Genomic DNA, 18,431 nt, shown 5'->3' with positions numbered 1-18,431 from the left:
TGTATCAGTCAAAGCAGATGTCGACTGACACACTGCCTTCGCGAGCAAGCCCGCTCCCACAAGGGATCTGCTGCGCGCTGTGGCCCCTCGGGCGGTTGCAAAATATATCAATGTGCCACTACAGTTTTTGCCGATGCTGCCGACATAAGCAGCATCGTTAATAATCATAGGGACTTGATCCATGAATCTTCACGTTCTACGCACCTGGGCAGCACTGATGTTGTTCGCCTGCCTGACCCTCACCGGTTGTGCCCACGTGCAACCTCCAGTACCGCTGGACCAGCAGTTCTGGGATGCCAAAGAACCTACTATTGGCGTGGCGATCACTGTGGTGCCGGAGCCGGTGCTGGCGTTGACCGGCAATCAGGGGATTCTCGATTACGCCATCAACAAGGGCGTTAACAGCAAGCTCAGTGACAACGTCGCAAAATGGCAAGTGGGCGACCTTCACACCTTGCCGGATGTCCTTGTCGCCAAGCTGCAGGCCAAGGGTTACAAAGCCAAGCGGATCAACGAGCCGGTCGACCTGAATGCGTATAAGGAAACCAGTTTCCGCGAAGGCTACATGACCCGTGACATGACGCCGGTCAAGGCCGCCTACGGCGTCGATCGTCTGCTGCTGGTGAATGTCTACGCCACCGGTGCCACCCGCAGCTACTACAGCGTTGTGCCGACCAGCGTACCGATGGCGCAGGTGGGCGGACAGGGCATGGTGATCGATCTGGCAGACAACAAACTGCTGTGGTTCAAACCCTTTGTCGCTACGCAAGCCGCCCAGGGCGAATGGGACGAGCCGACCTATACCAACTTGTCCAACGCGTTCTATCAGGCTATGGACAATAGCCGTCAGCAAATGATCACCCCGTTCGCGCAATGACGCGCCTGCCCATAGTGGCGGGTGCGCTGGCCCTGCTGATGCTGACGGGGTGTGCGCAAAAACCGGCTCCTGAGGCCGGTTTCAAGGACCAGAGTGCCTTGCCTTACATCCAGGCCCACGGGCTTAAGGTCGACGTGCAGTTGCCGCCATCCTTTGTGGGTGCCAGCACCGTGATTGACTCGCAGGCGGCCTTGAAGGCTGCGTCGTCGAGTCATAATCTGGTGGCCAGTTCAGGCAACGGTGCCGGGCTTGCCGGTTTGCTGGTGGCCAGCCTGATCAACACCCAGATGGGCAGCGGCAGCTTGCAGCGCGATGCGGAAAAAACCGCGCTCAACGAGGCGCGACCGATGGCCGACTTGCTTGCAGGCGTTCCATTGCAGGAGCGCCTGCAACAGCGCTATCAACAGGCTTCGCAAGCGGCCGGGTTCAAGCAAGGAGAAGGGCAGGTCACCGCACGCCTGGTGATTGAGCCCAAACTGATGCTTACCCCCGATCGCGGCAGTTTCGTGCTGATCAATCAGGTGCAGGTCCAGGATATTGCCGGTTCGGCGCTGTATCGCATGCGGATCGAAGTCGTCAGCCAGCCGATTCGGCGCTGTGGCAAGCAGTGCATCGACGACGGCGACCTCGATTTGGCTAAGGTCACGGCGGTGCTCGACGAGTGTATCGATGAATCGATGCGGGTTCTGGCCACTGACCTGATGCAGCCGACACCACCAGCGACCGCCCAGGAAACCTTGCGTTATAACCTTGATGGCCAGCGAGTGGTCGAGCGTGGTTATCAACTGGCCAACAACGGAAACTATTGGCGTTATCGCAACCTCTACGGGGCGGTGAAATCGGTGCCGGTGCCGTTTGAGGATGCGTTGACACCAACGCAGTTGCAGAAGGTTTACGGGCAGTAACCACTTACACCTGCAGGAGCCGCCTTCGCAGCTCCTGCAGGTGTATGCAAATGCAGCAGGCCGCGATTTTTTTGAATTTAGCCGTGCAGGCGCACCCACACGCTGACCAGCACTGTCGCCGCCATCAACCACGCCACTGCCGCCACCGCTAGCGAAGCCTCCAGTCGCATCCGGTCGACCATCACATACAAGGTCGCCAGATAGACGAAGTACGGAATGATCGACCACATGCCAAACACGATGGTGGTCTTCAGATCATCCAGTGAACGCCCTTTGCCGACGATGTAATGAGCGATCAGCGCAAAGGTCGGAAACAGCGGCACCAGGCCTGCGATGTAATAGTTTCTGGTCTTGGCCAGCATGGCGAGGATCACCACCACCGCCGCGCCCAGGGTTGCTTTGAAAATCAGGTCCATCAGTGGCTCAGCCCGTATTTCTTCACTTTGTCGAACAGTGTGGTCTTGGCCATCCCCAGTTCCTGGCTGGCTTGGGTCAGGTTGCCGCCGCTGCGCTGCAAGGCGTCACTGAGCAGGTTGCGTTCGAAGGCTTCCACCGCTTCGGCGAAGGCCAGGCCCTGATTGCTGCCGCTGGCGCCGGTCTTCTTGAAGGCCGGCAGACCGAGGGCGAAGCGTTCGGCGACGTTGCGCAGTTCGCGCACGTTGCCTGGCCAGTCGTGGCTCATCAGAATCGACACGGTCTGGTTGTCCAGTTCAGGCAGCGAGCGGTCGAAGCGCAGGGATGACTGCTGCAAAAAGTGCTCGAACAATTGCAGGATGTCTTCGCGGCGTTCGCGCAGCGGCGGCAGTTCCAGGGTGACCACGTTCAAGCGGTAATACAGGTCGCTGCGAAACTCGCCGGCCTTGCTCGACTCATCCAGGTCGGACTTGGTCGCGGCGATCACCCGGCAATCCACCGCCACGCTCTGGTTCGAACCCAGGCGTTCGAGGGTGCGTTCCTGCAGCACCCGCAGCAGCTTGATCTGCAACGGCAGCGGCATGCTTTCCACTTCGTCGAGGAACAGCGTGCCGCCATCGGCGTGTTCGATCTTGCCGATCCGCCGTTTGCCGGCACCGGTGAAAGCGTTGGCCTCGTGGCCGAAGATTTCGCTTTCGAACAGGTTCTCCGGCAGGCCACCGCAGTTCAGCGCGACGAACTGTTTGCTGTGCCGACGGCTGAAGTCGTGCAGGCAACGTGCAACCAGTTCCTTGCCGGTGCCGGTCTCGCCTTCGATCAGCACGTTGGCCGACGTATCGGCGACGTTGGCGATCAGTTCCCGCAGGTTCTGCATGGCCGGCGAGCGACCGATGATCCGGCCTTCGAGGGAATCGCGCTCGAACAGTTGGCGACGTAACGAGGTGACTTCCCGCGCCAGGCTGCGTTGCTCCAGTGCACGGCGGGCGACGTCCACCAGGCGTTCGGGGGAGAAGGGTTTCTCCATGAAGTCGTAGGCGCCTTTCTGCATCGCGCCGACGGCCATCGAGATGTCGCCGTGGCCGGTAATCAACACCACCGGCAGGCTGCGATCACGGGCCTTGAGCCGGGTCAGCAGTTCCAGGCCATCGATGCCCGGCAGGCGGATGTCGCTGATGACGATGCCGGCGAAGTTATCGCCCACCCGCTCCAGCGCTTCTTCGGCGCTGCCGACGCCGATGCAGGGAATGTCTTCGAGCGTCAGTGCCTGTTGGCAACCGAGCAGCACATGGGGGTCGTCTTCGACGATCAGCACACTTAGGTCGTTGTTCATATTGGCTCGGCGGGAGTAGGGCTTACCAACGGTAAACTGAGGACGAAGGTGGTGCCACCGCTGGCCGGGTGTTCGACACCCAGATGCCCGCCCGTGGCGGCGGCCAGGCTCGCCGACAGGGTCAGGCCGAGGCCCAGGCCCTGTTCGCCGGGCTTGGTGGTGAAGAATGGTTCGAACAGATGCTTGCGCGCTTCGGCATCGATGCCGTGGCCGTTGTCGCGCACCCGCAGGCGATACTTGCCGTCGTATTCCTCGCCTTCGAGCCACAACGTCGGTTGGGGCTGCGACTGCATGGCATCGAGCGCGTTGCCGATCAGGTTGACGAGGATCTGCTCCAGACGGGTCTGGTCGATCTGCACCTGCACGTCGGTGAAATCGCGATGCAGTTGCAGCGGCACGCTTTCCATCCGACTGCCCAGCAGTTGCAGGGCGGCGTCCACGCCTTTGCCGAGGCTGGCCTGGCCCTGGTCATCGCCGCGTCGGGCGAAGGAACGCAGGCTGGCGGTAATCCGGCCCATGCGGTCGATCAGTTCATTGATGGTCTTGAGATTGGTGCTGGCCACATCCAGCTGACCGCGCTCCAGAAAGCGCACGGTATTGCCGGACAAGGTCCGCAAGGCTGCCAGCGGTTGGTTCAATTCGTGGGCGATGCTGGTGGACATCTGGCCGATGGCCGCCAGTTTGCCGGCCTGGACCAGTTCATCCTGAGCGCGGCGCAAGGTTTCTTCAGCCTGCCGACGCTCACGAATCTGCCCCTTGAGCCGTTCGTTGCTGGCACGCAGGTCAGTGGTGCGTTCGGTAATCCGACGCTCCAGTTGATTGTTGGCTTCCTGCAAGGCTTCCCGCGCCGCAAGGCGGGTGGCGATCACTTTGCGCCGCTCGTTCCAGGCGATCAGCAGGAAGGCCACCAGGGCAAACGCCACCGCCACCAGGATTCCCTGATTGATCGCTTCACGCCGCAGGTCTTGCAGGGGCGTGAGCAGGGTGAAATTCCATGGGGTGTCGCTCAGCGGCCGGGTTTGCGACAGGTAGCTGATGTTCTCTTCATCGGACACCAGTTCGCTGTTGGCGGGGAAGGTCAGTTTTTCCTCGCCTTCAGCCAGTTTCTCTCGGGCCAGCGGTTGCAGTTCATTCAGCGGATACCAGTAGTACTGAAGGCTGCGGGCCAGGCGTTCCTTGGTGTCGTCGCTCAACGGCAGCACCGACTTGAGCCGCCGCGCCGGATCGCTGGAGAGGATGATGATGCCGTTCTCATCGCTGACGAACGCTTCCAGGCGCGCGCGCTGCCAGCGTTCTTCCATGGCTTCGAGGCGCACCTTGACCACCGCGACGCCGGTGATCTTGCCATGTTCCTCCAGGCCATGAGCCAGGTAATAGCCGGGTTCGCCGCTGGTGCTGCCGATGCCGTAGAACCGCCCCGGCTGGCCGCGCACGGCGTTCTGGAAGTAGGCGCGGAAGGACAGGTCTTCGCCCAGATAACTGTCGACATCGCGCCAGTTGCTGGTGGCCAGTACGCGTCCGGTGGTGTCCATCACATAAATGGCCCGACTGCGGCTGCGCCGGTTCAGGCCTTCGAGGTATTCGTTGACCCTCTGCCGCAGTTCCGGCGACGGGTCTGCCAACAGCTGGGAAACACTCGATTCGAGTTCCAGCAGGCTGGGCAGGTAGGTGTATTTGCTGATCTCGCTTTCGACGGCGCGCGCGTGCAGTTCCAGCTGACGCTGGCCATTCTCGCTGAGGCTGCGAATGCCGTAGTGTTCACTGACCCAGAAGCCGATGTAACCCAATCCGATCATCAGGGCGATGATCAGCGGCGGCAGGAACAGATGGCGAATCAAACGGGGTTTCACGGCGAGTGATGGCGGCGCGGCGCGATAGAGAGTGGAGTCGCATTTCATCACAGATGCCTTGGGTCAACCACAACACAATATCCATATCCCCACGGGCCCCGTGGGAGTTGCTGTATGGCAAGGGGGCTTTTGTGGCGAGGGGGACAAGCCCCCTCGCCACAGCGGCCCCCTCGCCACAAAAGCCCGCTCCCACAATTAGGGGAGCGGTGCCTTCCTTCTTAGTGCTGCAGAATCTTCTCGAGGAAATGCTGCGCACGCTCGGAGCGGGCGTTGATGTCGCCGAAGAACTCTTCTTTCCTGCAGTCTTCGATAATCTTGCCGGCGTCCATGAAGATCACCCGGTCCGCGACCTTGCGGGCGAAGCCCATTTCGTGGGTCACGCACATCATGGTCATGCCTTCGTGGGCCAGTTGCACCATCACGTCCAGCACTTCGTTGACCATTTCCGGGTCCAGTGCCGAGGTCGGTTCGTCGAACAGCATGACGATCGGGTCCATCGCCAGCGCACGGGCAATCGCCACACGCTGTTGCTGGCCACCGGAAAGCTGGCCCGGGTGCTTATGCGCATGGGCAGACAGCCCGACGCGCTCAAGCAGTTGCAGGCCTTTCTTGGTGGCTTCTTCCTTGCTGCGACCCAACACCTTGATCTGCGCGATGGTCAGGTTTTCGGTGATGGTCAGGTGCGGGAACAGTTCGAAATGCTGGAACACCATGCCCACCCGCGAACGCAGTTTCGGCAGGTTGGTCTTCGGATCGGCGATGGACGTGCCATCGACGATCAGGTCGCCTTTCTGGAACGGTTCCAGTGCATTGACGCACTTGATCAGGGTGGATTTGCCGGAACCGGACGGCCCGCACACCACGATCACCTCGCCTTTTTTGACCTCGGTGCTGCAATCAGTCAGTACCTGGAAGTCCCCATACCACTTGTTGACGTTCTTGATAGAGATCATACGGCGAACCTTTTTTGCAGACGCTTGACCAGCTGCGAGGCGGCAAAGCTGATGATGAAGTACGTGAGACCTGCGAAGATCAGGAACTCATTGGAGCGGCCGATGATGTCGCCACTGGCACGCGAGGCATTGAGGAAGTCCACCAGGCCGACCGCGTAGACCAGCGAGGTGTCCTGAAACAGGATGATGCTTTGTTGCAACAGCAGCGGGGTCATCTTGCGGAACGCTTGCGGCAGGATGATCAACCGCATCATCTGGCCATACGTCATACCCATGGCCTGGGCGGCACTCATCTGGCCCTTGGGAATCGACTGCACCCCGGCCCGGACGATTTCGCAGAAGTACGCTGCTTCGAACATCATGAACGCCACGATGCACGAGGTGAACGCGCCGATCGGGGTGTCTTCGCCGGTGATCCAGCGCAATACGAACGGCACCGCCAGGTAGAACCAGGTGATGACCAGCAGCAGCGGGATCGAGCGGAAGTAGTTGACGTAGGCGCCGGCAATGTTCGACAGCAGTTTGTTGTGGGACAGGCGCATCAACGCCAGGACCGTGCCGAGGATGATCCCGCCGCTCACGCCCAGGGCCATCAGCTGGAGGGTCATGACCATGCCGTTCCACATACCCGGCAGGGACGGAATGATGCCCGAGAAGTCGAATTCCATCATTTACCCCCTACGGAAATCAGGCCCGGCACGGCGACTTTCTTCTCGACCGCGCGCATCAGCAGCATCAGGCTCATGTTCAGGGTGAAGTAGATCAGCGTTGCCAGGGTGAAGGCTTCGAACAGGTTGGCGGAGAACTCGGCGGTCTGTTTGGTCTGCGCCAGCAGCTCCATCAGGCCGATCAGCGACGCGACGGAGGAGTTCTTGAACACGTTCAGGAATTCCGAAGTAAGCGGCGGAATGATGATGCGGTAAGCCTGGGGCAGCAGTACGTTCCAGTAGATCTGCGGCAGCTTGAAACCCATGGCGCGGGCAGCGGATTCCTGGCCGCGGGGCAGCGCCTGGATACCGGTGCGCACTTGTTCGCAAACCCGGGCCGTGGTGAACAGGCCCAGGCACACGACGACACTGAGGAAGGCCGAGGTGGTCGGGTTCAGGTCCTGCTTGTACCAGTCCTGCAGGTTTTGCGGCAGCAGGTCGGGCACCAGGAAGTACCAGATGAACAGCTGCACCAGCAGTGGCACGTTACGGAAGAGTTCGACGTAGCAGGTCGCGATGCCCGATACGATGCGATTCGGCACCGTGCGCATGACACCCAGGATCGAGCCCAGCAGCAGCGCGATGATCCAGGCGGCGACGGCGATGGCGATGGTCCAGCCTAAACCGGAGAGGTACCAGTCGAAATAAATTTCGCTGCCCACGCCGGTGGACTTGAAGAACACGCCCCAGTCCCAGTTGTAATTCATTAGGGTCTCCCCTCGGATTCGATCGATGTACAAGTGCCCGATGACGGTCAGGCACACGCGAACGGCTCGACAACCACCGGTTCGAGTGTTTCCAGAAATGCCAGCAGGGAGTGACAACCCCTGAAAGGGCAGAGGCCTTCTCAGGGGGGAACGTTAGTCAGAAATCAGGATTTCTTTTCGTCAGCCGCTTTGTCGGTCGGATTGGCGATCAGGGTCTTGAGCTCGTCGCTCATCGGGAAGTTCAGGTTCAGGCCTTTTGGCGGGATTGGCTGCATGAACCATTTTTCGTAGATCTTGTTGATCTCGCCCGACTTGTAGGTCGCGATGATTGCGTCGTCGACGGCTTTCTTGAACGGTGCGTCGCCCTTGCGAACCATGCAGCCGTAGATTTCGAACGATTGTGGTGTGCCGGTCACGGCCCAGTCATCCGGCTTCTTGGCCTTGGCCATTTCACCGGCCAGCAAGGCGTCGTCCATCATGAAGGCCACGGCACGGCCGGTTTCCAGCATCTGGAAGGATTCGCCATGGTCTTTGGCGGAGATCACGTTCATGCCCATCTGCTTGTCGGCGTTCATCGACTTGAGGATGCGCTCGGACGTGGTGCCGGCGGTGGTCACGACGTTCTTGCCTTTGAGGTCGGCGAAATCTTTGTAGGGCGAGTCTTTCTTGGCCAGCAGCTTGGTACCGATTTCGAAGATGCCGGCGGAGAAATCAACTTGTTGCTGACGCTCGACGTTGTTGGTGGTGGAGCCGCACTCGACGTCCACGGTGCCGTTCTGCACCAGCGGGATACGGGTTTGCGAGGTCACCAGGTTGTATTTGACCTGGAGGTTGGGCATGTCCAGGTCTTTCTTGATGGCTTCGACGATTTTCAGCTGGATATCGTGGGAGTAGCCAACCGGTTTGCCGGAAGCGTCCGCGATGTAGGAAAACGGAATGGAAGCGTCACGATGCCCGAGGGTGATGGTGCCGGACTCTTTGATCTTCTTCAGTGTGCCGGTGAGTTCGGCGGCGAAAACTGGAGTGCTAATCAGAGCGGCAGCAATGGCTGCGCCCAGGAGATGGGGAACGATGCGCATCAAATTTTCCTCGACATTGTTTTTTTTATGGAGCCAGTTCATCGGCCTTTTTTGGTGCTTCGAATGCCTGGCGGCTCCTGAAGGAGTAGCGCAATAAACATTCGTCCGGGAGAGTAGAGCATGACTCGTGCCAGACCATGCATCATCTATCAAATTATTGATTTTTAAGAGTATTTTAATGTTGGTGACGTTGAGTTTGTTGTCGGATGATCCGGTTTTCCGAATCGACCGAGGAGTCGCGTTCGGAAAACCGAATGGATTGACTCACACAAAACTGTAGGAGCGAGGCTTGCCCGCGAAGGGGGCACTGCGGTCTGTCTGTTGAACCGCTTTATCGTTCTTCGCGGGCAAGCCTCGCTCCTACAGTAATGCGCGGTATGAAAAAGCCCCTGAATCGTGAGATTCAGGGGCTTTGGTTTAACCGGATATCCGATCAGGCTGCTTCGATCTTGCTGCGGTTCTGTTCGAGCTTGTTCAGGTAATCCTTGAGCTTCTGCTGTTCCGCCGCAGTGGTGAACAGCCCAAGCTTGCTGCGGCGCCACAGGATGTCATCGGCGGTGGTCGCCCATTCTTCGCTGCACAGGTAGTCGACTTCGCGGGTGTAGAGCCCGCCGCCGATGTGTTCGCCCAGGTCACCGAGGTTTTCCACGCCTTCGAGCATTCGCCAGGTGCGGTTGCCGTAAGTGGTGGACCAGCGTCGGGCGATCTCAGTGGGGATCCAGTCGAACTTGTCGCGGATCCGCGAACTCAATGCCTGCGGAGTCGTCATGTCTTCGCCACCGGGCAGGGGCGCGCTGGCGGTCCAGCTTGGTTTGATGTGCGTGAAGTACGGGGCCAATTGCGCCAGCGCCGACTCGGCCAGTTTGCGGTAGGTCGTCAGCTTGCCGCCGAACACCGACAGCAACGGTGCTTCTTCACCAGAACCCGACAACGCCAGGGTGTAGTCGCGGGTGACGGCCGACGGGTTGTCGGATTCGTCGTTGCACAGCGGACGAACGCCGGAGTAGCTGTGCAGGATGTCCGCGCGGCTGAGTTGTTTCTTGAAGTGGGCATTGACCACTTTCAGCAGGTAATCGGTTTCGCCTTCAGTGATCGCCACTTTTGCCGGGTCGCCGGTGTACTCGCGGTCGGTGGTGCCGATCAGGGTGAAGTGGTTCAGGTACGGAATGGTGAAGACGATGCGCTGATCTTCGTTTTGCAGAATGTGCGCGTATTCGCCTTCGTACAGTTTTGGCACGATCAGGTGGCTGCCCTGGATCAGACGGATGCCGTATGGCGATTCCATCTTCAGGTCGTCACGAATGAACTGGGCGACCCATGGGCCGGCAGCGTTCACCAGTGCCTTGGCGCGGATCGAAAACAGGCTGCCATCGGCGCGTTCCAGGTTCATGTGCCACAGGCCCTTGGTGCGACGGGCACTGACGCAGCGGGTTTGCGTATGAACGTGGGCACCTTTCTCGCGGGCAGCCATGGCGTTCAGTACGACGAGGCGTGCGTCATCGACCCAGCAATCGGAATATTCGAAGCCTTTGGTGATTTCGCTTTTCAGCGGGCTGTCCGGGCCGAACTTCAGGCTTTTCGAGCCTTCGAGTTTTTCCCGTTTGCCGAGGTGGTCATAAAGGAACAGACCGGCGCGGATCATCCAGGCCGGACGCAGGTGCGGGCGGTGGGGCAGCACGAAGCGCATCTGTTTGACGATGTGCGGCGCCTTGGCCAGCAGCACTTCGCGCTCGGCCAGGGCTTCGCGCACCAGGCGGAACTCATAATGCTCCAGGTAGCGCAGGCCACCGTGGATCAGCTTGCTGCTGGCCGACGAGGTGTGGCTGGCCAGATCATCCTTTTCGCAAAGGAACACCGAAAGGCCGCGACCGGCGGCATCCGCTGCGATCCCCACGCCATTGATCCCACCACCAATGACGGCGATATCGTAGACCTCGGCGAGAGGGGGCGTAGGCAAGGTAGAAGTGGGCATCGGCTGGCCTCGGGCTTTTTTGATTTCTATATTTGAATTCGAACATTAATGTTCATTTGCGAAAATACTAGCCCATAAAGACGCCCACAGCCAGTGTGCTTCGATTGAAAATACTGATCGAAGGGCCGTTAAAGGAAAATATTCGAACATTGAATGATGGTAGGGAGTGCTTTTGTGGCGAGGGAGCTTGCTCCCGCTGGGCTGCGAAGCGGTCCTATAACCGGCTACCGCGGTATCTCAGGAAGAACATGTTGTCTGATTGGCGTCTGCTGTGCAGCCGAACGGGGGGGCAAGCCCCCTCGCCACAGGGGGGATGTGCTTACACGACCTCCAGCCGAATCTTGTGCTGGCTCAACAATTGCGCCAGGGCCGGCGAAGGCGGCTGGTCGGTGACCAGGCAATCGATCAGGCTGATCGGCCCCAGGCGAATCATGGCATTGCGCCCGAATTTGCTGGAGTCCGCCGCGAGAATCACCTGTCGGGCGTTGGCGATGATCGCCTGGGATACCCGCACTTCCTGATAGTCGAAATCCAGCAAGCTGCCGTCTTCATCGATTCCACTGATGCCGACCAGGGCGAAGTCGACCTTGAACTGGTTAATGAAGTCGACGCTGGCCTGACCGACCACGCCACCGTCACGCCGCACGTTGCCACCGGTCAGCAGCACGTCGAAGTCGTCCTTGGCGCTGAGCATCGAGGCCACATGCAGGTTGTTGGTGATGATCTTCAGGTGGCTGTGGTTGAGCAGCGCCCGAGCAATGGATTCGGTGGTGGTGCCGATATTGATGAACAGCGAGGCGTGATCGGGAATCTGCGCCGCAATGGCTTCGCCGATACGCTGCTTTTCATCGCGCATCTGATCGGCGCGCATGGCGTAGGCGGTGTTTTCGACGCTGGAGTCGTAGGCTGCGCCGCCGTGATAGCGACGCAACAGATTCACTTCCGCCAATTGATTGATATCGCGGCGGATGGTTTGCGGTGTAACGACGAACAGCTGGGCCATTTCCTCGATGCTGACATAGCCGCGTTCGCGGACCAGTTCAAGGATTTGCTGCTGACGGGGAGGCAGATTCATGGGGCTTCCTTTGGGCTGCCGTGCAAAATTTGCCCATGATGCCGCAGGAATCCGCTCCCTACCAGTTACAACCGGATACGAGTCCGGTCCGTGGCTTATTCAGCGCCTTCGTGCGGTTCCCAATCGCGAGTGCGGCTGACGGCTTTTTTCCAGCCGGCGTAGAGTTTTTCCTTCGCGGTTTCGTCCAGCGCTGGTTCAAACTCGCGCTCGATCACCGCCTTGCCGCGCAACTCGTCCAGGCTGCCCCAGAAACCGCAGGCCAAACCCGCCAGGTAAGCGGCGCCCAACGCGGTGGTTTCGCGCATTTTCGGGCGCTCGACTTGAGTGCCGAGGATGTCGGCCTGGAATTGCATCAGGAAATTGTTCGCCACTGCACCGCCGTCCACGCGCAGGGCTTTCAGGCGTTCGCCGGAATCCTGCTGCATGGCGTCCAGAACGTCGCGGGTCTGGTAGGCAATCGACTCAAGCGCGGCACGAATGATGTGATCCACGCGTACGCCACGGGTCAGGCCGAACAACGCACCACGGGCATACGGGTCCCAGTACGGAGCGCCCAGACCGGTGAAGGCCGGCACCAGGTACACGCCGTTGCTGTCCTTGACCTTGTTGGCGAAGTATTCGGTGTCGTGGGCGTCGTTGATGATTTTCAACTCGTCTCGCAGCCACTGCACGGTGGAGCCACCGTTGAACACCGCGCCTTCCAGCGCATAGGCCACTTCGCCACGCGGGCCGCAAGCGATGGTGGTCAGCATGCCGTGCTTGGACTTCACTGCTTTGTCGCCGGTGTTCATCAGCAGGAAGCAGCCGGTGCCGTAGGTGTTTTTCGCCTGGCCTGGCTCGACGCACATTTGGCCGAACAGGGCGGCCTGCTGGTCGCCGGCGATACCGCCAATGGCGATGCCGCTTTTGGTGTGGCCGTAGATTTCGGACGAGGACTTAACTTCCGGCAGCATCTCGCGCGGGATGTCGAGGACGTCCAGCATCTTCGCGTCCCACTCCAGCGTGTGGATGTTGAAGAGCATGGTGCGCGAGGCGTTGGTGTAGTCGGTGACGTGCACCTTGCCGCCGGTAAATTTCCAGATCAGCCAGCTGTCTACGGTGCCGAACAGCAGTTCACCCTTGCGCGCCCGCTCACGGCTGCCTTCGACATTGTCGAGGATCCACTTGAGCTTGGTGCCGGAGAAGTACGGGTCGGTGACCAGGCCCGTGGTGTCGCTGATGTATTGCTCGTGGCCGTCGCGCTTGAGCTGCTGGCAGATTTCGGTGCTGCGGCGGCACTGCCAGACGATCGCGTTGTAGATAGGGCGGCCAGTGGTCTTGTCCCAGACCACGGTGGTTTCGCGCTGGTTGGTGATGCCGATGGCCGCGACCTGGTCGTGATGCAGGCCGGCTTGAGCCAGGGCCTCGACCATCACGGCGCTCTGGGTGGCGAAGATTTCCATCGGGTCGTGTTCGACCCAACCGGCTTGCGGGTAATGCTGTGCGAATTCACGCTGGGCGGTGCAAACCACGTTCGCGTCGCGATCGAAAATGATCGCGCGGGAGCTGGTCGTACCCTGATCGAGGGCAATGATGTAGTTCTTATTCTGAATGTCGGTCATGTCGATTGCCTTGGACGAAATAAGGAAGTGAAGTCAGGCGCGGGATCAAAATGGGCAGGATCACGCGCCAACGGTTTCAAGACGTTCTTGGTTTGCCGTCAATGGCCAGTGCTGCGTCCTTTGTAGCAGGTATGGCGCTGGGCAGATGACGGGCAATCAGCCCGCGATAAGCTGCAGCACCGAGACAGGCACCGACAATCGGTGCAAAAACCGGAATCAGGAAGTACGGGATATCGCGTCCGCCAGTGAAGGAAATTTCACCCCAGCCTGCGAAGAAAGTCATCAGTTTAGGACCGAAGTCGCGGGCCGGGTTCATCGCGAAACCGGTCAGCGGCCCCATCGAGCTGCCGATCACGGCAATCAGCAGGCCGATCAACAACGGCGCCAGCGGTCCTTTGGGCAGGCCATTGTTGTCGTCGGTGAGCGACATGATCACGCCCATCAGAATGGCGGTGATGATCACTTCAACCAGAAAGGCCTGGCCCGTGGACAGGGCAGGGTTCGGGAAGGTGGAGAACACCGAGGCCAATTCAAGGCTGGCTTCGGTGCCACGAACCATTTGGTGAGTTTGTTCGAAATCGAAGAACAGGTTGCTGTACAGCGTGTAAACCAACAATGCCCCGCAGAAGGCACCAGCGACCTGGGAGAAGATGTAGAAAGGCAGTTTGCGCTTTTCGAAGTCAGCGAAAATGCTCAGCGCGATACTCACGGCAGGGTTGAGGTGCGCACCGGAAACGCCGGCGGTGAGGTAGATCGCCATGCTGACGCCAACCCCCCAGATGATGCTGATTTCCCATAAACCGAAGCTGGCACCCGCCACCTTGAGCGCGGCAACGCAGCCGGTACCGAAAAAGATCAGCAGTGCAGTACCCAGAAACTCGGCCATGCATTGGCTCGAGAGCGACGGTTGTTGTAACGCAGTTGTCATTGAAAACCTCGTTTTTTGTTGTTGTGTGGCGCTTTTCCATCGAGGTCAAAGCGCGATTTTCACCGAGGCAGGATCCCCATCCTGTGCTCGGCTTACTGCCGGGTGCTGCGGTGAGACGTTCGTGCTGTGTTCACATTCGAAAAAATATAGACAAGAAGCACTGCTGTCAAAGGTCGAAAGTGAACCATCAGTCATATTTAAACTATTAGTCCTGTGAATGATCGCATCGTTCATCTGACGAGAGGCGTGTGGACGAACGACCGAAAGCCCGGCCATGCTTTGGAAATAGCAGCGCAATAGAGCCTTTTATCGATCAATGACCTAGAATCCTGCGCAGTATTTTTCTTCTGCCGCCAAGTCTGGAGCTGTCATGACCCCCGCATTGGATTTGTTGAAAAAAGTTCGTGCCGAACATCGTGTGCACAGTTACGAACATGATCCGAAGGCAGCGTCCTATGGTCTGGAGGCCGCGGAAAAACTGGGCCTGGCCCCCGCGCAGGTGTTCAAGACATTGCTGGCGGCCAGCGAGAAGGGGGAGTTATTGGTGGCGGTGGTGCCGGTCGTCGGAAGTCTGGACTTGAAGGCGCTGGCACAGGCCGCAGGCGTGAAAAAAGTCGAAATGGCCGATCCAGCCGCTGCGCAGCGTTCGACGGGGTATCTGTTGGGCGGTATCAGCCCGCTCGGGCAGAAGAAGCGCCTGCGCACGTTTATCGATCATTCGGCCCAGCCGTTTTCCAGCATCTTCGTCAGCGCCGGGCGGCGCGGTCTGGAAGTCGAACTGGCGCCTGCCGTGTTGGCCGAACACACCCAGGCGAAGTTCGCCGATATCGGTCGTGCCTGAGCAAAAGGTCTCGGGCTTACAACCCGGCGCTGTATGGTGGAAATTGGTTCGTTCTGTCACTGGTGAAGGGCTATGCCAGGCTTCATGCTCGGCGATCTGAAGAAAGGGAGAAGTGCCATGCAGCTTGAGTTTCATCAGATCGATGCGTTCAGTGATCGGCCGTTCAGTGGCAACCCGGCGATGGTGTACCGGCTCGATGCTTGGCTTGACGATGAGTTGATGCAAAAAATCGCCGCCGAACATAACCTCGCCGAAACCGCGTTCCTGGTGCGTGAGGGTTCTGTCTGGCGCATCCGCTGGTTTACCCCGATTACTGAAGTCCCATTGTGCGGTCATGCGACCCTGGCCAGCGCCTACGTGCTCTTTGAACTCTATAAAGAACCGGTCGAGCGACTGGACTTCATCTGTAAGTCCGGCCCGTTGAGTGTCACCCGAGAGGGTGGGCGCTTGTGGCTGGATTTCCCGGCAGTCGTGCCGTCGGAAGTGGGCATGACCCGGGATGTCGAGCGCGCCTTGGGCGTCGAGGCGGTCGATGTGCTGGGCTCGAAGGAATTGTTGGTGGTGCTGGAGTCCGAGCAGGCGGTGCTCGATTGTCAGCCGGACATGATCGCCCTGGCGAAACTGCCATGGCCGGGCGCCATCGTGACAGCCAAAGGCAACAAGCATGACTTTGTGTCGCGCTACTTTGCCCCGGCGATCGGCATCAACGAAGACCCGGTGACCGGTTCAACCCATTGCAGCCTGATTCCGTACTGGTCGAAACGCTTGAGCAAGTCGAGTCTGACGGCTTATCAGTGCTCGGCGCGGGGTGGGGAGTTGTTTTGTCAGCTGGAAGGGGATCGGGTGAGTATTGGCGGGAATGCGACGCTGGTCGCGAGCGGAACGCTAATGCTGGGTTAAACGAAAATCCAATAGGTGGGAGCTCGCTCCCACCTATGTCCGCATTGTTCAGCTGGCGGCGCCGTAGCGCCGAACCCCGGACTCGATCGTCGGAATCTGCGCCGCTGTACTACCGGAGGCCTGGAACAGTACCAGGTGTTCCGCCGCTACCCGAATGCCGACTTCAGCACCGACCAGATGATCGGCATGACTTGGGAAAATCGACTCCAGCTGCGCGCCCGTAGACAACTGCAAGCGGTACAGCGTTGAGGCACCCTGGAAGCTCTTGCCGACAATCTGCGCCCTCAGTGGGCTGGACGGTGCATAGACGATGTCGTCCGGACGCAGCAATACGTCCACGGCGCCACCGATCGGCCAGGTGTAGGCACGGTTGCCGCGCAATTCACCCAATTCGGTCTGCACCGACTCCGGGCTGCTCAACTGACCGCGAATGAAGTAACCCTGGCCAATGAAGCTGGCCACATACGGTGTCAGCGGTTCGTGATAGAGGTTGTAGGGGGTATCCCATTGTTCAAGGCGACCTTCCTTGAAAACGCCGACATGGTCGCTGACCGCGAAAGCTTCTTCCTGGTCGTGGGTCACCAGAATCGCACTGGTGCCGCGAGCCTTGAGGATGTCGCGTACTTCATGGCTGAGCTTGCGTCGCAACTCACCATCGAGGTTGGAGAACGGTTCGTCGAGCAACAACAGTTGCGGTTCCGGCGCCAGGGCGCGGGCCAGTGCAACCCGCTGCTGCTGGCCACCGGACAGTTCATGGGGAAAGCGCTTGCCGAGGTTTTTCAGGTTGACCAGTTCGAGCAGTTCTTCGGTGATACGATCCTTTTGCGGATGCCTGCGGATCCCGAAGGCGATGTTCTCGGCCACGCTCAAATGCGGAAACAGCGCGTAATCCTGGAACACCATGCCGATCCGGCGTTTCTCCGGGGCGAGGGTGAAGCCGGCGCTGGAGATGGTCTCGCCCGCCAACTGGATCTCACCCTCGTGCACCGGTTCGAAACCGGCAATGGCCCGCAGGGTGGTGGTTTTGCCGCAGCCCGAAGAGCCCAGCAGGCAACCGATATCGCCGGCATTCAAATGCAGGTTGAGGTTCTGCACAACCCGCTGGTTTTGATAACCACAGGCCAGATTGCGCAGGTTCAGCAGTAATGGCTGGCTCATGCGTGATGGTACGAAGGTGGGACGAGAAACTCGAGCAGGGCCTTTTGTGCATGCAGACGGTTTTCGGCTTGATCCCATGCCACCGAACGCGGGTCGTCGAGCAGGTCGAGGCTGATTTCCTCGCCACGGTGGGCCGGCAGGCAATGCATGAACAGCACGTCCGGTGCGGCCAGGTCGAGCAGCGCCCGGTTGACCTGGAACGGTGCGAACAGCTTCAGGCGCTTGGCGGTTTCCTCTTCCTGGCCCATGGAGGTCCAGACGTCGGTGCTCACCAGATGCGCGCCGCGTACGGCTTCCCGAGGATCGCGGACGATGCTTACCCGATCGCCGGCCTTGGCCACGAACTCAGGGTTGGGTTCGTAACCTTCCGGGCAGGCGATGCGCAACTGGAAGTCGAACTGGATCGCCGCTTCTATATAGCTGTTGCACATGTTGTTGCCGTCGCCGATCCAGGCCACGGTCTTGCCTTGGATCGAACCGCGATGTTCGAGGAAGGTTTGCATGTCGGCCAGCAACTGGCACGGGTGCAGGTCATCGGACAGGCCGTTGATCAGCGGGACTCGCGAATTGGCGGCGAATTCGGTCAGGGTGCTGTGCGAAAACGTACGGATCATCACTGCATCGAGCATGCTCGACATGACAATGGCGGCGTCGCCGATCGGTTCGCCACGGCCCAGCTGAGTGTCGCGCGGCGACAGGAAGATCGCCTGGCCACCGAGCTGGATCATGCCGGCTTCGAACGAAATACGGGTACGGGTCGAGGACTTCTCGAAAATCATCCCCAGGACGCGGTTTTTCAAAGGCTCGAACAGTACGCCGCGGTTACGCAGGTCCTTGAGCTCAACGCCTCGACGGATCACGCTGACCAGCTCTTCGGGCGTGCAATCCATCAGGGAGAGAAAGTGCCTTGCGCTCATCATTGACTACCTTTTTGCAACAGACCGCAGATACTCAAAGCCTTGTTTAACTGAAAAACGGGCGAGACCTGCGGCGTAAGCCGCACGGGGCGACGAAATAGGGGGAGGCGCGATATTGACATTAAATGTCGCGTTTTTCCAATAGGCTACGGTGTTTAGAGGATTTCAGAGAGGCTACGGGGTGACCGCAGTAGCGCTTTTGAAGCCTGTTTCCTGA

Annotated in this window: 17 protein-coding genes; 4 read left to right on the top strand and 13 right to left on the bottom strand. The window is 59.5% G+C overall.

What is annotated here, in order from left to right; translation table 11 throughout:
- Positions 1–181 precede the first annotated feature (181 nt).
- Together F475_RS22275 and F475_RS22270 are read left to right on the top strand one after the other, a co-directional pair.
- Entirely contained in the window at positions 182–877 is a 696-nt protein-coding gene (locus tag F475_RS22275) for a hypothetical protein (protein ID WP_111454731.1), read from the top strand.
- The gene (locus F475_RS22270; protein WP_111454730.1) at positions 874–1,782 is read left to right on the top strand and encodes a hypothetical protein; all 909 of its coding nucleotides are present in this window, start codon (positions 874–876) and stop codon (positions 1,780–1,782) included. The genes F475_RS22275 and F475_RS22270 overlap by 4 nt, the downstream gene beginning before the upstream one ends.
- A 77-nt stretch (positions 1,783–1,859) precedes the next feature.
- Here the strand turns inward: F475_RS22270 and F475_RS22265 are convergent, their stop codons facing one another.
- The 11 genes from F475_RS22265 to F475_RS22215 form a co-directional block, all read right to left on the bottom strand.
- Positions 1,860–2,189, bottom strand: coding sequence for a GlpM family protein (locus tag F475_RS22265; RefSeq protein WP_172901245.1), 330 nt, complete (start codon positions 2,187–2,189; stop codon positions 1,860–1,862).
- Between the two features lie 8 nt (positions 2,190–2,197).
- On the bottom strand, positions 2,198–3,526 hold the full coding sequence (locus F475_RS22260) for a sigma-54 dependent transcriptional regulator (protein ID WP_019651348.1): 1,329 nt from the start codon (positions 3,524–3,526) through the stop codon (positions 2,198–2,200).
- Entirely contained in the window at positions 3,523–5,424 is a 1,902-nt protein-coding gene (locus tag F475_RS22255) for a sensor histidine kinase (protein ID WP_064616311.1), read from the bottom strand. Before F475_RS22255 ends, F475_RS22260 begins: the two co-directional genes overlap by 4 nt.
- 170 nt (positions 5,425–5,594) lie before the next feature.
- Positions 5,595–6,329 carry an amino acid ABC transporter ATP-binding protein gene (locus F475_RS22250; protein ID WP_018926621.1) on the bottom strand — a complete coding sequence of 245 codons (735 nt, stop codon included), beginning with the start codon at positions 6,327–6,329 and terminating at the stop codon, positions 5,595–5,597.
- The gene (locus F475_RS22245; RefSeq protein ID WP_111454729.1) at positions 6,326–6,997 is read right to left on the bottom strand and encodes an amino acid ABC transporter permease; all 672 of its coding nucleotides are present in this window, start codon (positions 6,995–6,997) and stop codon (positions 6,326–6,328) included. Before F475_RS22245 ends, F475_RS22250 begins: the two co-directional genes overlap by 4 nt.
- A complete protein-coding gene (locus F475_RS22240; RefSeq protein WP_018926619.1) occupies positions 6,997–7,743 on the bottom strand; it encodes an amino acid ABC transporter permease in 747 nt (248 codons plus the stop codon). Before F475_RS22240 ends, F475_RS22245 begins: the two co-directional genes overlap by 1 nt.
- A 164-nt stretch (positions 7,744–7,907) precedes the next feature.
- Positions 7,908–8,822, bottom strand: coding sequence for a glutamate/aspartate ABC transporter substrate-binding protein (locus F475_RS22235; RefSeq protein ID WP_026286460.1), 915 nt, complete (start codon positions 8,820–8,822; stop codon positions 7,908–7,910).
- A 433-nt stretch (positions 8,823–9,255) separates the two neighbouring features.
- The gene (glpD, locus tag F475_RS22230) at positions 9,256–10,794 is read right to left on the bottom strand and encodes a glycerol-3-phosphate dehydrogenase (RefSeq protein WP_018926617.1); all 1,539 of its coding nucleotides are present in this window, start codon (positions 10,792–10,794) and stop codon (positions 9,256–9,258) included.
- A gap of 319 nt (positions 10,795–11,113) precedes the next feature.
- Entirely contained in the window at positions 11,114–11,869 is a 756-nt protein-coding gene (locus F475_RS22225; protein ID WP_007938932.1) for a DeoR/GlpR family transcriptional regulator, read from the bottom strand.
- 95 nt (positions 11,870–11,964) lie between these two features.
- The gene (glpK, locus tag F475_RS22220; protein ID WP_018926616.1) at positions 11,965–13,470 is read right to left on the bottom strand and encodes a glycerol kinase GlpK; all 1,506 of its coding nucleotides are present in this window, start codon (positions 13,468–13,470) and stop codon (positions 11,965–11,967) included.
- Between the two features lie 76 nt (positions 13,471–13,546).
- Positions 13,547–14,398, bottom strand: coding sequence for an MIP/aquaporin family protein (locus F475_RS22215; RefSeq protein ID WP_019581559.1), 852 nt, complete (start codon positions 14,396–14,398; stop codon positions 13,547–13,549).
- Positions 14,399–14,768: 370 nt separating this feature from the next.
- Between F475_RS22215 and ybaK the strand changes: the two genes are divergently transcribed.
- Entirely contained in the window at positions 14,769–15,239 is a 471-nt protein-coding gene (gene ybaK / locus F475_RS22210) for a Cys-tRNA(Pro) deacylase (RefSeq protein WP_111454728.1), read from the top strand.
- 117 nt (positions 15,240–15,356) lie between these two features.
- Positions 15,357–16,139, top strand: a complete 783-nt coding sequence (locus F475_RS22205; RefSeq protein WP_111454727.1) for a PhzF family phenazine biosynthesis protein — start codon at positions 15,357–15,359, stop codon at positions 16,137–16,139.
- Positions 16,140–16,187: 48 nt separating this feature from the next.
- On the opposite strand, the gene F475_RS22200 is transcribed toward F475_RS22205, so the two are convergent.
- Together F475_RS22200 and argF are read right to left on the bottom strand one after the other, a co-directional pair.
- A complete protein-coding gene (locus tag F475_RS22200; protein WP_111454726.1) occupies positions 16,188–17,297 on the bottom strand; it encodes an ABC transporter ATP-binding protein in 1,110 nt (369 codons plus the stop codon).
- Positions 17,294–18,214: an ornithine carbamoyltransferase gene (gene argF, locus F475_RS22195; RefSeq protein WP_026286458.1), complete on the bottom strand. Its 921-nt coding sequence runs from the start codon at positions 18,212–18,214 to the stop codon at positions 17,294–17,296. The genes F475_RS22200 and argF overlap by 4 nt, the downstream gene beginning before the upstream one ends.
- Positions 18,215–18,431: the final 217 nt, after the last annotated feature.

This window comes from Pseudomonas sp. URMO17WK12:I6 (genome assembly GCF_003253625.1).
Classification (GTDB): Bacteria; Pseudomonadota; Gammaproteobacteria; order Pseudomonadales; family Pseudomonadaceae; genus Aquipseudomonas.
Note: the sequence above shows the minus strand (reverse complement) of the source record. Positions and strands in the feature narration are given on the sequence as shown.